The organism is Streptomyces sp. NRRL S-337, assembly GCF_000720175.1.
GTDB lineage: Bacteria > Actinomycetota > Actinomycetes > Streptomycetales > Streptomycetaceae > Streptomyces > Streptomyces siderophoricus.
Map to the genome: position 1 here is coordinate 66,674 of NZ_JOIX01000038.1, position 13,276 is coordinate 79,949.

General features: G+C 69.0%; 10 protein-coding genes. 5 read left to right on the top strand and 5 right to left on the bottom strand.

Annotation, left to right across the window (positions count from 1 at the left end):
* The first annotated feature begins 117 nt into the window (after nucleotides 1-117).
* Nucleotides 118-2,064: a MobF family relaxase gene (mobF, locus tag IG62_RS43385; RefSeq protein WP_158795097.1), complete on the top strand. Its 1,947-nt coding sequence runs from the start codon at nucleotides 118-120 to the stop codon at nucleotides 2,062-2,064.
* 59 nt (nucleotides 2,065-2,123) lie between these two features.
* On the opposite strand, the gene IG62_RS0124805 is transcribed toward mobF, so the two are convergent.
* On the bottom strand, nucleotides 2,124-2,567 hold the full coding sequence (locus IG62_RS0124805) for a hypothetical protein (protein WP_051798526.1): 444 nt from the start codon (nucleotides 2,565-2,567) through the stop codon (nucleotides 2,124-2,126).
* A 458-nt stretch (nucleotides 2,568-3,025) separates the two neighbouring features.
* On the opposite strand from IG62_RS0124805, the gene IG62_RS0124810 reads away from it, so the two are divergent.
* Both IG62_RS0124810 and IG62_RS45080 read left to right on the top strand, forming a co-directional pair.
* Complete coding sequence (locus IG62_RS0124810) at nucleotides 3,026-4,495, top strand: replication-relaxation family protein (RefSeq protein ID WP_030807378.1); 1,470 nt, start codon at nucleotides 3,026-3,028, stop codon at nucleotides 4,493-4,495.
* 366 nt (nucleotides 4,496-4,861) lie between these two features.
* Nucleotides 4,862-5,311, top strand: coding sequence for a J domain-containing protein (locus IG62_RS45080; RefSeq protein WP_078872216.1), 450 nt, complete (start codon nucleotides 4,862-4,864; stop codon nucleotides 5,309-5,311).
* 831 nt (nucleotides 5,312-6,142) lie between these two features.
* On the opposite strand, the gene IG62_RS0124815 is transcribed toward IG62_RS45080, so the two are convergent.
* Nucleotides 6,143-6,844 carry a hypothetical protein gene (locus IG62_RS0124815; RefSeq protein WP_158795098.1) on the bottom strand — a complete coding sequence of 234 codons (702 nt, stop codon included), beginning with the start codon at nucleotides 6,842-6,844 and terminating at the stop codon, nucleotides 6,143-6,145.
* Between the two features lie 37 nt (nucleotides 6,845-6,881).
* On the opposite strand from IG62_RS0124815, the gene IG62_RS0124820 reads away from it, so the two are divergent.
* Both IG62_RS0124820 and IG62_RS0124825 read left to right on the top strand, forming a co-directional pair.
* Nucleotides 6,882-7,391, top strand: coding sequence for a CGNR zinc finger domain-containing protein (locus IG62_RS0124820; protein WP_030807384.1), 510 nt, complete (start codon nucleotides 6,882-6,884; stop codon nucleotides 7,389-7,391).
* Nucleotides 7,392-7,598: 207 nt separating this feature from the next.
* On the top strand, nucleotides 7,599-8,918 hold the full coding sequence (locus IG62_RS0124825) for an ISL3 family transposase (RefSeq protein WP_037839213.1): 1,320 nt from the start codon (nucleotides 7,599-7,601) through the stop codon (nucleotides 8,916-8,918).
* 177 nt (nucleotides 8,919-9,095) lie between these two features.
* Here the strand turns inward: IG62_RS0124825 and IG62_RS0124830 are convergent, their stop codons facing one another.
* The 3 genes from IG62_RS0124830 to IG62_RS0124840 all read right to left on the bottom strand — a co-directional run bounded on the left by IG62_RS0124830 (nucleotide 9,096) and on the right by IG62_RS0124840 (nucleotide 12,617).
* Entirely contained in the window at nucleotides 9,096-9,350 is a 255-nt protein-coding gene (locus tag IG62_RS0124830; protein ID WP_234326720.1) for a hypothetical protein, read from the bottom strand.
* Between the two features lie 454 nt (nucleotides 9,351-9,804).
* Nucleotides 9,805-10,095 carry a hypothetical protein gene (locus IG62_RS0124835; protein WP_078872220.1) on the bottom strand — a complete coding sequence of 97 codons (291 nt, stop codon included), beginning with the start codon at nucleotides 10,093-10,095 and terminating at the stop codon, nucleotides 9,805-9,807.
* A complete protein-coding gene (locus IG62_RS0124840; RefSeq protein ID WP_078872217.1) occupies nucleotides 10,095-12,617 on the bottom strand; it encodes a DEAD/DEAH box helicase in 2,523 nt (840 codons plus the stop codon). The genes IG62_RS0124835 and IG62_RS0124840 overlap by 1 nt, the downstream gene beginning before the upstream one ends.
* Nucleotides 12,618-13,276 lie beyond the last annotated feature (659 nt).

Genomic DNA, 13,276 nt, shown 5'->3' on the forward strand with positions numbered 1-13,276 from the left:
GAGCCGATTCCCGCCTGACGGGCACTCGGGAAGAAAGTTCGCCCCCTGCTCCCGTCGGGCGGGAGGGGCCGCTGATCTTCCTTTCTTTGCAGGTCAGGGCCGTGTGGCGTGGTCTTCATGATGGATATCGCGAAGATCACCGCCGGGCAGATGTACCGCTACTACCTGCGCCAGGTCGTCGTCGGCGACGGCCGCCGTCCGGCCCGTAAACCTCTGGCGACGGCTCAGCAGGAAGCCGGTGCCCCGGCCGGGCGATGGATGGGCCGCGGGCTCGCCGTCCTCGGTCTGGCCCCCGGGGACGTCGTCACCGAGGCGCAGCTGCGGAACCTGTTCGGGGAGGGCGGCCGGCACCCGCACGCGGACCGGATCGAGGCCGGCCGCCTCGCCGCGGGGAACTCCCCGAAGGCAGCGTGGCGGGCCGGCGCGCTCGGACGCCGCGTGAAGGTCACCGGCGTCGATCTCGTTTTCCGACCGCAGCCGACGATCTACCTCCTGTGGGCGCTGGGTGATGACGAGACCCGGCGGGTGATCGAGGCCGCGCACGAGCGCGCGATCGAGAGAGTGCTGGAGTGGATCGAGGACCAGGTGGCGGTGATCCGGTTCGGCCGCGGAGGCATCCACCGGGTCCGCCCGCCCGGCGGCCTGGTCGCCGCACGGTTCCGCCACTACGAGGCACGGTCCGGAATGCCGTTGCTCCACGATCATCTGATGCTGTCGGTGAAGGGGCAGCGCCTGGACGGAACGTGGGGCTCGGTCCACACGGAGGCGCTGTTCGAGAACACCGTCGCCGCGTCAGCGCTCTACAACGAAACGGTGGCTGCTGAGGTCTGCGAGGCGCTGGGACTGGCGACCGAGCCGCGCACCGTCACGGCGGGCCGCCGACCGGTCATGGAGATCGCCGGGGTGCCCCACGAGCTCATCGGCTGGACCGCACGGCGCGGCGAGCAGATCGCCGCCTGCCTCACCGAGTTGGAGGCCGAGTACGTCACCGCCGTCGACGACGACGGCGAACTCCGCTTCCTGCCCGTGGTCTCCGATCGGGCCCGCGCCAAGCTGAACCAGATGGCGGCGAAGATGACGCGCCCGCCGAAGCAGAAGGCCCGGCCGCTCGCGCAGCTGCGCGCGTGGTGGAAGGCGAGCGCGATCCTCACCTCCGGGGTGGCCGCCGGCGTCATCGACTCGCTCCTCGAGCGCGCCCGCGCCGCAGCCCGAGCGATCCGGGCCCGGGTCGCTGCCGTGGTCGACGTCGCCCTGGCGGCCGTTGACGTGACCGCGATGGTGTTTGTGATGAACGGCGGCGGCCGGTTCCACCGCCGGCACCTGCTCGCCGAAGCCCGCCGTCACCTCGCCCTCGTGCTCCGCGGCCGCCGCCGCGACCCCGGCCTGGACGAGAGAATCGTGGACGCCGCGCTCGCCGCGCACTGCCTGGACTTCAGCGAACCGAAGACCCTGCGCGGCCGGATGTCGGCCTACCGCCTCTACACCGCCCGGTGGTCGCTGGCCGACCTCGAACCCGCCCGGCGCCCGCCGACCGTGCCGGAACCAGACCGACAGCCCCCGGCCGACCCGGGCACACCGGCCGCGCCACGGCCTCCGGACCAGGAGCCGGGAGAGTGGGAGATACCCCGTGTCCCGCTGCGCTACGACCGCGCCGTCCTCGCCGGTGCGGTGGTCCGCGAGAAGCTGCGCACCACTGTCGCCGGCGCGCGGGGCCGGGCGTACGACGTCGTCGCGCACCAGCAGGCGGCGATGCCCGAGCAGCTGCTCGCGCACCCGGGCCCCGCCGACCAGGAGCCGGAGGCCGAACCCCGGTCGGCGATCGACCTGACGGCGCTGCGGGCACTGAAGGCGTCGCGCACCGACGTGGAAGCCCTGGAGTTCACCGACGAACGGCTGCGTCACCTCCAGGACGCCTTCACCAAAGCGGCCGACCAAGCCCGCGCCACCATGGACCGCTACGACCGGGACGACACCGACGGACCGCACCCGGTACGCCAGGACGACCAGCAGGCGCACCGCCCGCAGCAGCCCGGACCGCAGCGCGGACGAGAAGCCGGCCACTGAGTGGATCCGATGCCGCGCACCCGATGCGGTGGTGCGCACCCACCCGCGCGGCGGTGCGGCTACCGGTGCGCACCGGGTGCGGAGTGCACCGCGTGGGCCAGCACCAGGTGCTCGTTGCGCATCGCCTCCAGGGTGTCGGCGGTGTCCGCGTGGTCGGGGTCAGGGACGACGTTCACCGTGAACCGGATGATGCTGCGGGCGATGCCCGGCGCCGCCGTCGTGGGGGAGTCCCGCGACCAGTCCCGCAGCGCGTACAGCAGTACGCACCCGACCTCCTCCAGCGCGAAGGAGTCCGCGCATGGGGCGGTGTCCCCGTCCACGGCCGTGACGGGCCAGATGATGTCCTCGGCCAGCCGCAGCAGTACGAACGCCAGCTCCGGGTCTGCTTCTGCCTGCCCAGCGATGGCGCCGCCGCCACCCATCTGTAGCGCCAGGACGTAGTCGAAGGCCCGCTCCACCTGCTCGGGCATCAGCGGTGTGCGGGGCGGGATCAGGTACGGCATCAAGGTCTCCTCACGCGGTTGCCGCCGTGTCGACCACGGCGACGTCCCGCAGGTTCGGCCCGCTGGCCTGTGGACAGTGGACGGAGAACTCTCCCCTCCCACCAGGAGGGACGAACCCGCGGTGGTAAGCAGCCTGGTGCTGAAGGGTGTTGAGGGCTGCCCACGCGGCATGCCCCCTGCTGCGCGTCCTACGGTTTCCCCTACCGATCCCCCTACGCCGACCTCCCCAGCACAAGGGAGAAAAGTTGCAGGTCAGAGCCCCTGGTAAAGGGGTTTCCGCAGCGCCGACAACCCTCCTTCCCCTCTTCATGTCAGTGGTTGGTGTTAGTGATTGGTGGTTGGTGTAAGTGAGTTGAGGGCGGGGGCGTCGGGTTCGGAGCCGTGCTCGTGGCCGCGTGGCCGAGAGGACGCACCAGCTGTCGCACCGGCTGTCAGCGGTGCGGTGGGAGGGATGTGCGATGGGCGGGACGAAGCGGCGGCCGTACGGGTCTACGGCCAAGACGCGGCAGATGGTCCTCGCAGCGCTGGGTGTGGTGAAGGTGGCGACCGCCGAACAGATCCGGCAGCTGATGTGCCCGGGCACGGCCAGTGCGCAGACCGTCCGCAACGGCTGCCTCGATCTCGGGCGTGACGGCCTGGTGGAGTCGCTCGGCTCGGCCAGCCGCACGAATGCCGCGGGCAACCTGGTCACCGAGAAGCTGTGGAACCTGACCGGGCCCGGCCTGGAAGCCGCGGCCGCGGTGCTGGACCGGCCGGTGCGGGAGATGGGCGGAACCGCTCGGGGGGCTGCGCGTTCGGGGGCGAAGCACGTGCTGAAGGTCACCGACACCATCGCCGCGTTCCTGCAGACCCCACCCGAGCTGACCCACCCTGTGCCCCGCAAACGGCCTCAGACGCCCACCACCGCGCTCTCCAACACACCGGCGGGCAAGGACATGGCCGCTGCCTCTGCGGCCCTGCAGGCGCGCCCGCAGGGGCTTGGACAGATCGCCTCCTGGGCGACGGAGGTGGTGCTCCCGGTGTCCGGCACGCTCACCACCCCCGGCAAGAACAGCCCGCGCGCTGATGCGGTTCTCACCGCTCCGGAGGCCGGGGTGCCCGTGATGTTCGTGGAGGTCGACAACGGCACCGAAAACCCGGTCACTCTGGCCTCCAAGGCCGCTCGCTACCGCGAGTTCTTCCGCCGCACCGTCAAGGCGCCCAGCTCCTCACCGCACTCCTATGCCCAGCCGGGGCAGAAGTCGATCCCGATGTGGGAGACGCTGTACGGCCCCTTGGGGAGGGAGGGGTATCCGCCGCTGGCGATCGTGTTCACCAAGCAGGTCGGCCCCACCGCGATGAACAACCGGATCAACAGCGTCATGCGCCTGACCGAGGCGCACTGGGCCGGCGAATACCACGGGTTCTCCATTAGCTACGGCGCGGAAGAACGGGACGGCTACACCGGCTACGCGGACGCCGTGCCGATCCTGGTCACCACTCTTGACCGGCTCCGCGAGCACGGTCCCCTGGGCCCGGTCTGGTTCCGCTTCGGCCACTCCACCTGGCAGACCCTTCCCGACGCCCTCGACAACCCCGACGACGAACGCGCCTTCAGACGACGCCAACGCCAGCGCGACCAACTCCGCCAGCAGCAGCTCAAGCGGGAGGAGGAGCAGAGGGACCGTGAGCTGAGGGAAGCGAAGGAGCGCTGGGCAGCACAAGAGGCCGCTGCCAAGGCTGCCCAGGAGCCCGACCCGGTGTGCCAGAGATGCGACGGGCCGCTGGAAGGCAGCCCCGCGGAGTACGACCTGCTGGAAGTGGACGCGCCGCCGGCCGACGGACAGCACTGTGCGGGGTGCCGCATTCAGCTGGCCGAGCCCACCGGCCGCTTCGGCCGGGTGATCCGCCGCCTGGTGACCGGCGACGAGGGTTACCCCCGCCGGTAGCGGCCCGTCCAGGGGAGGGCGGGCCGGATACCAAGATGCTTACCCCGGCCTGTGACCCGCGTGGTAAGCGGCAGCCGATGGTTACGTGGTGGCCGATGCCTTGGTTCTCCCTGCTTCGATCTTGACGAGCAGCGGTCTGCCCGCGCGCGGCATGCGCTGGGGCTCGGCAGGCTGAAGGCATGCCCAAAAGCATGCCCCGCATCGTGGTCCACCCACCGGCACCGACTCTCGCTTTCGGAACCGACCCTTGCCCTCGCTGAGTCGACGCCATCCCTTTTGCGATCAGTCAGAAGCGGCTTCACAATTAAGGGGTCGGGATGCATTAAACCCAGAATATCGAATCACTCGGCGGAAAGATGGCCTGATATGGAAAAGCGGGATCCATGGGCAGTGCTCGGGATCCAATCCGGGGCCACCATGGAGGAAATCAAAAAGGCATACAGGGAGAAAGTTCGCCTGCTCCATCCGGACATTCACGAGAGCCGTCCGGAAACGCGCGGGGAAACTGAAGAAGAAATGAAGGAAGTAAACGAGGCGTACTATTTATTGACGCGCCGGACAGCGGGCGAAAGCGTAAATGAATGTGATGCTCGTCGAGGGTCGACGGCTCAGGAACAGGCGGCTCGGGAGAAGGTGGCTCGGGAACAGGCCATCCGGGAGAAGGCGGCTCGGGAGAAGGTGGCTCGGGAACAGGCCATCCGGGAGAAGGCGGGCCGCCCGAGAGAAGGCCGCCCGGGAGAAGCGCGTGATTGTGCTGGCAGCTTTGAGTCTCTTGCTTGTCGTTGCTGCAATATCTGCTGCTGTGATTTTTGCTAACTCTGGAGGGGGCCCTCAGTCAAGCACTAAAGGGCATGGAGCGACTACCCCACGCCGACCGAGCCCCACTAAAGGATCTCAGCACCCTCCTCATGTAACTCCAGTCACATACGAAGCGGAAGGAGGGGCGAATAGAATTTTGCCCCCTTCCACTGCCGAAACTTGCGACGCGATGTTGAATTGCTCTAATGGCAGGGCTGTACAGATAGGTGAGGGATCATGCGAAGACGGTGTAAGCATATGCGGAGAGCTCTATATTGAGGACGTCAAGGCCCCGGCGTCGGGCACATATGCGGTAACCATCTACTACAACGCCTCCGGGGATATGTACTTCTATATGCAGGTAAACAATGGTTCGGCGGCGCGGGTAGATACGCCGGGGAACTGGGTTAACGAACCGGTAAAATTGGGAAAGGCGGTCGTCAAGGTGAAGCTATCGAAAGGGCAAAATATCTTGCACCTCTACAATCACGAAAATTATGGCCCATCAATCGATAGAGTCGTAGTTAGTTAAGGGGCGGAGGGTCGGCTGGCAGAGCCTTCGCTCGGGTATTGGCCAGCATCTTCATCCCGCGAGCTGGGGAAATCCGGGTCTTCAAAGTTGAGCGGTGTGGTGGCGCTGAGAGCCTGACCGTCTGTCACTCCGCGTGAGCTTCTTGTTCGGGCGATGGCGCTTCTTGAATCTCCCCATACGGCGCTCAAGCGTGGGACGCACCTGCTTCGTTGGGTTCCCCACCTCCGTCGGCGTGTGTCGAGACGGCGGAGGTGGGGTCCGCGTGTTCGGCAGTCGCTTGGTCACGTGCCCTCGCGGGGACGTGCGACGCGGTGCCGTCAAAGGGCGCGTAGCAGCCAGGTCAGTTGCAGTTCGCGGGCGGTCAGGTCGGATGTCTCGCGGAGCTGGTCGGTTTCGGCTCCAGCGGGCAGTTCGCCGGCGAGAGTGAGGGCCGCTGCTGCGGTTTGCGGGCGGGCGCCGAGGGATGCTCGCAGGTGGTAGGACCGCCGCAGCTGGGCGATGCCTTGTTCCCGGTCCTGCTCCAGGAGGTGGGCTCCGATGTGGCGTACGGCGTAGGATTCCAGCAGTGCGTCGCCATGTTCCCGTGCGTGCCCCAGTGCCTGTCGGTAGGCCGTTTTGGCAGCGTCGGGATCCTTGTCGATGTTGTCGGCGAGCACTCCGAGCCAGAACGTGGCCCAGCCGGTCAGCCGTGGGTCGGCTGTGGCGGTGGTGAAGTCCTCGCGAGCCCGCTGCAGGTCTTCGGGGAGCGTCTCCAGGCTGAACAGCAGCCGGGTGTAGCGGATCTGTGCGGTAAGGAATCCGGCGAGTACGGGGTCGGACGGCTGGAGTGCGCTGACCGCTTCCTCGGCCGCCCCGGCCCCGTCCAGCCTCCACCAGTAGCGGTCCACCTGGATCTCGGCCCGCTCCGCCACCGCGTCCGTCGGCAGCATGGCGAGCGCCTCGTCCCACCGGCCCATACGGTGCAGCATTCGCGCGACGGCGGTTGGGCCGTCCATCATGTAGGTGGCATCAGTAGTCATGGTGCCTACTCTTCAGGCGTGGGAGGTAGGTGGTCAAGTGCGTTACGTCGACTACATCGGGAACCTGACCCGACTTGCGGTAGAGATCGTCAACGGAGACGACCCGAGCGAGCTGCGCCGGGAGATGTTCCGCCAGCACCGGATCGCCGAACCGGACCCGGAGCGGCTCGGCGAGTTCCTGCCCAGGCTGCTCCGCGCGGTGGAGGCCGCATCCCATGGCGGGCCGCTCGGCCCCGTCAATGCCCTGCTGGAACAACACCCGCCACTTGTCCGGGTCGACGACCACAACGGCCACGGATCGCCGCACCTGCACTTCGCTCCCAACGGCGAGGACGCCGTGAGCTGGCTCGGGCGCAGTTGCTCCGCGGCACTCGCGCACGTCCTCTGCGGCGACCCGGCCGTGACGATCGGCCGCTGCCACGCCGTCGACTGCGAGCGTTTCTACGTCGACGACTCCCGCAATCGCACCCGGCGGTTCTGCTCCAATGCCTGTGCCAGCCGGACCACCGTCGCCGCCTACCGTGCCCGCCGCAAGGGTGGACACTGACCCGTCGCGGTCACCCCTCACAGATCGTCAATCACTCTTCAACCCGCACCTGCCCCGAATGGTTGCCGAGGGAACGACCTGGGGCGAAGAGCAGCCCTGACCGATTCCGGGTCCTCATCACGGGCGGTGCCCCTGGATGCAGAACGCCCGTGGCCATAGCTGATCATGTCTGTTCTCTACGCAGCTTGATCACTGGGAACCACGGGCTTGGACAACTCTACGACGTTGCTGCTCGATCTGGACGGCCTGGCCGTCGTTTCGGTCGAGCGGCTGGAGGACGGCATCCGGCGGGTGCACCTGACCACGGCGGACGAAACCGCGCGGGCCTGCCCGTCCTGCGGGGTGGTTGCTTCCCGGGTGAAGGGCTCAGCCATCACCCGGCCCCGTGATCTGCCATACGGGGAACACGGGTTGGAGTTCCGCTGGCACAAGCGCCGCTGGCACTGCCGCGAGCCGCAGTGCCCGAGGAAGTCGTTCACCGAGCAGATACCGCAGATACCGGCCGGCGCGCGGATCACCATGCGGCTGCGCAATGCCGCCGGGCGCCGGATACGCGACGCCGGGTCCACCGTCATCCAGGCCGCCCGAGATCTGCATCTGTCCTGGCCGACCGTGATGAACGCCTTCCGCACCCAGGCCCACGAGGTCATCGAGGCTCCGCTGCCCGAAGTGGAAGTGTTGGGCATCGACGAGACCCGGCGAGGAAGGCCGCGCTGGGAGCAAGACCCCATCACGGAGAAGTGGCATCTGGTGCGAGACCGGTGGCACACCGGGTTCGTCGACGCCCTGGGCACCGGCGGCCTGCTCGGCCAGGTTGAGGGCCGCACCGTCGCGGACGTCCTCACCTGGCTCGCCACCACCCCACTGACCTGGCGCAAGAGCATCAAGTGCGTAGCCATCGACATGTCCACCACCTACCGGGCCGCCGTCCGCACCGGTCTCCCGCACGCCACCGTGGTGGTGGACCACTTCCACGTCGTCCAGCTCGCCAACAAGATGCTGTCCGCCGTCCGACGCCGCACCACTGCCGAGGTCCGAGGCCGCCGAGGACGCGCCAGTGATCCGGAGTGGAAAGCCAGACGGCGGCTCCTGCGCAACCGCGAAGACCTCACCGACGAGCAGTTCGCCGCCATGTGGAACACCCTGCTGGACGAGGGGAAGATCGGCCAGAGGCTGCTGACCGCGTGGATCGCCAAAGAGAACCTGCGCACCCTCCTCGCGCTGGCCCGCACCGGTGCCGACCGGCACCAAGTCGGGCACACTCGCTGGAAGTTCCTCACCTGGTGCGCCGACTCCGACATCCCCGAAGTCCGGCAGCTCGCCATCACCGTCGACCGCTGGTGGCCCAAGATCGAAGCATTCATCGACACCGGGTACAGCAACGCCAAGAGCGAGGGCATCAACCGGGTGATCAAGCTCGTCGCCCGCAATGCGTTCGGCTTCCGAAACGCCGACAACCAGCGCCTACGGACACGCTGCGTCACCACCCGCCGAACCCGCGGACACCTCCGCACCGCTCAACTTTGAAGACCCGGAAATCCGGCAAGGTTGATGACCTGCTTGAGGGCGCCGGCGTCGCCGAACCCGAGGCCATCCTGGACGACCCGCAGTGGGTGGAGGGCGCGGCGGCCACGCCCACCAGTTCCAGCCGCCTGACGGAGGCGGTGGGACCGGGCGCAGCATGTGCACCCGGCCCACCGCCGGTCAGCCGATCAGCTTGTGCAGCACGGGAACGCTGCCTCCAGCGGCTACCAGGCCCGCCGCGACGGCCGAGGGCACGGACTTGTCGTGGAGGAACATGAGGCCGCCCATGACGAGGCCGATGATGACGGCCGCCAGGAACACCACGGCGGCGTGCACCGACAGCAGCGGGGTCTCCGACGGCGTCCCTGCGCTGGCCGGGCCGGGCGGTTCGGGGCGGGCGGGTATGGGGGAGTGCGGGTGCGGGTCCCGAGACATCGGGAGTCTCCTACGAGGCGGAGGAACAGAGACGGCGGACACCTGTGGTGGTGTCGTCCGCGTGGGGGTGGCGCGCGCCTCGCGGTCGGCGGTCCTGCTGCGGCTCTGTGGAGAGCGTCCCTGTGGGGATTCGGCCCGGCCCAGGGTGGGCGTGTTCAGCGTAGCGGCGATCGGCACGGGTGCTGCCCCGGGTGCCTGGCGGTTAGTCATCGGTACTGCCTCCGGCGTGAGTTCGCCATGTCGGGCGGGACAGTGACAGGACTCAGGTGCTTGCGTCTCGTCCTGGCGGGCACGGCTCCTTCACCCCGTAGGGCCGGAGGCCGGGACCCGGACAGCAGCGACCGGGAGAAGAGATTCCGGGGCACGACGAAGGCCCGGACGCCTGGTCCGGGCCTTGAGCTGTCGAAGTCCTCTAGTGAGTCGAACGTCAGTAAGGGAGTCGGAGACCTACCGTCTACTCGTGGTCTCCCCAGGAGCGGTTGGCGACCCAGTCCGGGTCCCGTACGGGCGCCAGCGCTTGGGTCTCGGTGGCCGGGGCGCGCATGATGCGCCAGCTGGTGCGCGGCGCGGTGACGACGTGTGCCAGGACGACGACGGCCTGACGGCCAGGCCCGCCCCGGACCCACGCCCCGGTGAAGCGGACCTGATCGGCTGCCCAGTCGCCCAGCCGCTGCCACGGGCGCAGTCGCCCGAGCAGATAGCCGGCCGCGAGCGCGGCGGCCGCGGTGACGACGACGCCCACCATCAGGACCACCGCATCCCGATCGCGGACAGCAGCTCCATCCGCTCCGGCGTCAGCGTCGCCGCCCGGCTGCGCTGATTCCCGATCCAGGCCCCCAGCTTGTGCTCCCGCACCTCGTGGTCCTCGCCGACGATCCGCTCAACCCACTTCCTCGGGACCTGAAGGTGCCCCTCACGCTCGTAGAACTGCTTGGCGGCCGCGTAGTTCATCGCCCACTTGTCAGCCTGCGTACGGCGCGGCGGCGGCTTCTCGTCCTCGCTGGCGGGCTCGATCCCGAGGACCTGCTCGCACATCCACTGCTGCACGGTCGTGAGCTGATCCCACCCGATCCGCACCGACTGCACCCACCGCCCCAGATCCTCGCCCTGGCGCACGACGTCGCCCGCCTCGGTGGGCAGCGCCTCGCCCGCGTCCAGGTGCATCCGCACCAAGTGGAAGCACCGCTGCCACGTCACCGGCCAGCTCGGGCACCAGGACGCGTCGATCTCCTCCAATTGCTCGCGCCGCTCGTCCGACAGCGCCCCGGCCGACGACTCCACCGGCAGGCCCTCAGCACGACGCTGCTCGATCTCCTGCGCCTTCCGGGCGGCGGCCCGCGCGTTCTTCAGGAAGATGCCCACCTTCGCGCCCTGGTGGGTGGCGTCCAGCGGGGCCAGGAGGTGGCCGTGTTGGGCGGCCCACCCGCGCGCGGCGGACAGGCTCTCCTCCCAGGCGACGTCGAAGTGGGACCAGATCATGCCGAGCTTCTCCAGCTGGGCGATGCGATCCTCGTCCATGTCTCCGCGGGCGTAGAAGCGGCGGGCGTCGGCGGTCCACTGCCCCAGCGGGAACCCGGCGAGCGAGGCCGGCCACCCCTCGCCTTCCGTCTCCTGGTCGTCGACGGCAGGCACGCGGAACGTGAACGGCACCTTCAGATCGCCGTGTTCACGGGCATAGATGACGGCCGCCTCCACGCCGCGCCGCCAGTGTTCGTGCTCCGGGTTGAGGACCCGCAGGTTGATGAACGCGGCGAGCGCGGCCGGGTCGCGGGGCGTGGAGAACTTCAGCAGGGCCTTGGCGGGGGCGCTGACGCCTCCGGAGCCCTCGCCGCTCCCGCCCGTGCTCGTGCCGCTCTCGTCCTTGCTGACGGGCTTGTAGCGGCTCGGGGCCTGCTGCTCCGCGAGGCTCTCCACGATCCGCGCATCGTGCGCCCGCAGCGCTTCCAAGAGCTTCGCCAGGCCGCCGAAAGCCCGGCTCGTCAGCATGTTGTCCGCCGTCTCGCCCGGCCCGAGCAGCACCGGCACCACGAGCGAGGCCACCTTGCCCTCGCCCGGCTGCATCCGCAGCGCTCGCCCTACGGCCTGGACCAGGTCGGGCATGGAGCCGCGCACATCCGCCCAGTACACGGAGTCGCAGTGCTTGGTGTCGACGCCCTCGCCCAGGACCTTCACCGAGCACAGGAAGCACCTCTCCACCACGGTGCCGTCCGTGGCGACCCCGGCGGCGAACTCGCCGAGCAGACGCCGCCGGTGGAGCGGCTTGTGGTCGCCGCACAGCCAGTCCGCCCAGATCGTCTTGGGGTACAGCTCGGGGTCGGAGGCGTGCAGCTGCGCGGCGACGTCGGGAAGGCCGGCCGCGAACGCTTCGGCCTCGCGGACCTGGTGGTGGAAGACGAGCGTGCGGCGGAAGCCCTCCTCGGCTGACGCCTTGACCAGGGCGGTCTGCAGCGCGGCAAGCCGGGCCCCGCGGACCTCTGCCGAGCGGCCTTCGGCGCCCAGGAGCTGCGCGGCCTGGAGGGCGGTGTCGGTGACGTCCACGCATACGACCTGGTAGGGGGCACAGATTCCCCGGTCGATGGCCTCCGAGAGGGTCAGGGTGAAGCAGCGGCTGCCGAAGGGGCCCTCGGGGTCGTCTTCCATGCTTGCGACCAGCTCGCCGGGTGCGCCGGCCTCGTCCTCGTCCCCGAGCTGCCACAGCCGGGGCGTGGCCGTCATGTAGAGGCGGCGCAGGGACGGGATCTTCTGGTTGTCGTGGACGACCGCCCACGGCTTCCCGATCCGTCCCGAAACGCGGTGGGCCTCGTCGACGACAACCAGGTCCCAGGCCGCGAGGCCCCCGGCGTGCGCCCGCTCCAGCGTGCCCAGACCGAGGCTGGCGTACGTGGCGTACACGGTCACCTTGTCCATGCCCCGCGTCCACTCCACCAGCTCGTCCACGTCCGTGGTGTTGGGGAAGGACACCTCATCGCCGCGCAGCGAGGACACTCCGAGCATCGGCCCCCGGCGGCCTCCCTCGCGCCACGCGGCCTCGGTCTGGGCGAGCAGGTCCAGCGAGGGCACGAGCACCAGCACACGGCCCGCGTGGAGCTCCTCCGCGCTGCGGACCGCCACCCGGGTCTTCCCGGACCCGGTCGCCATGATCACCTGCGTTCGAAGCCCTCGTTCGGGCACAAGCGATCTTGCAGGCAATTCGAGTGCCCGCACGACCGCGTCAATGGCTTCTCGCTGGGCTGCCTCGCGCTGATCAGCGCGGTCTGTGCTCGACATATCGCCTGCCTTCTCCTGCGGTGCCGTCCGGTCGATTCGAGCGGCGGGAAACGGAAAACCTGCACGTAGAGGAGCCACAAGGGCTACGATTGGACTGACGCGATCGGCTCGTTGATCCGCCCCACCGGAACACCGGCAAGGCGGTTGGGTGGATCTCGATAACCCTCCGGAGCGGTCCGGGGTGGTGTGCTCTGAGTCCAGAGTCTATCTTTCCGTCAGAAATGAAGCACAAGGAATTCCGAGATTCCCCCGAACGTGGCTCAAAGTTGTTAGTCTCGTCTTATCGCCAACCAATCCGGGACCTTGACGCCCCCTCAATCCCGTCCGCTCCTCCGGGTGGCCTGCCCCCGAGTCCTGGTCACCCTCCCGACCGCCTGTCACCCCTCTCCCCCTTCTTCCTGCTGGCGCTCCGTCAGCCTCGCGTTGACGCCCCCTCGGTTCCTGTAGCCCGCTTGGTGGCGCGGAGCGTCACTGTGGCTGGAGCGCAGCGGAGGCCACGGGGTCGGCCGGAGGCCGGCCGCGCCTCGCAACGCGAGGCGCCTGCACTGCGGTTGGCGGTGCGCGCGCAGCGCGTGCCGCCTGGCGGTGAGCGGAGCGAGCCGCATCCGCTCACGCGGAGCGGGAGCGCAACACCCCCGCGTAGCGGGGGTGTTCGCTTC

What these genes read in the sequence shown, in the direction of transcription:
- mobF (WP_158795097.1), top strand. Translation starts at nt 118, where the DNA reads ATGATGGATATCGCGAAGATCACCGCCGGGCAGATGTACCGCTACTAC.
- IG62_RS0124805 (WP_051798526.1), bottom strand. Translation starts at nt 2,567, where the DNA reads ATGCCGTACCTGATCCCGCCCCGCACACCGCTGATGCCCGAGCAGGTG.
- IG62_RS0124810 (WP_030807378.1), top strand. Translation starts at nt 3,026, where the DNA reads ATGGGCGGGACGAAGCGGCGGCCGTACGGGTCTACGGCCAAGACGCGG.
- IG62_RS45080 (WP_078872216.1), top strand. Translation starts at nt 4,862, where the DNA reads ATGGAAAAGCGGGATCCATGGGCAGTGCTCGGGATCCAATCCGGGGCC.
- IG62_RS0124815 (WP_158795098.1), bottom strand. Translation starts at nt 6,844, where the DNA reads ATGACTACTGATGCCACCTACATGATGGACGGCCCAACCGCCGTCGCG.
- IG62_RS0124830 (WP_234326720.1), bottom strand. Translation starts at nt 9,350, where the DNA reads ATGTCTCGGGACCCGCACCCGCACTCCCCCATACCCGCCCGCCCCGAA.
- IG62_RS0124835 (WP_078872220.1), bottom strand. Translation starts at nt 10,095, where the DNA reads ATGGTGGGCGTCGTCGTCACCGCGGCCGCCGCGCTCGCGGCCGGCTAT.
- IG62_RS0124840 (WP_078872217.1), bottom strand. Translation starts at nt 12,617, where the DNA reads ATGTCGAGCACAGACCGCGCTGATCAGCGCGAGGCAGCCCAGCGAGAA.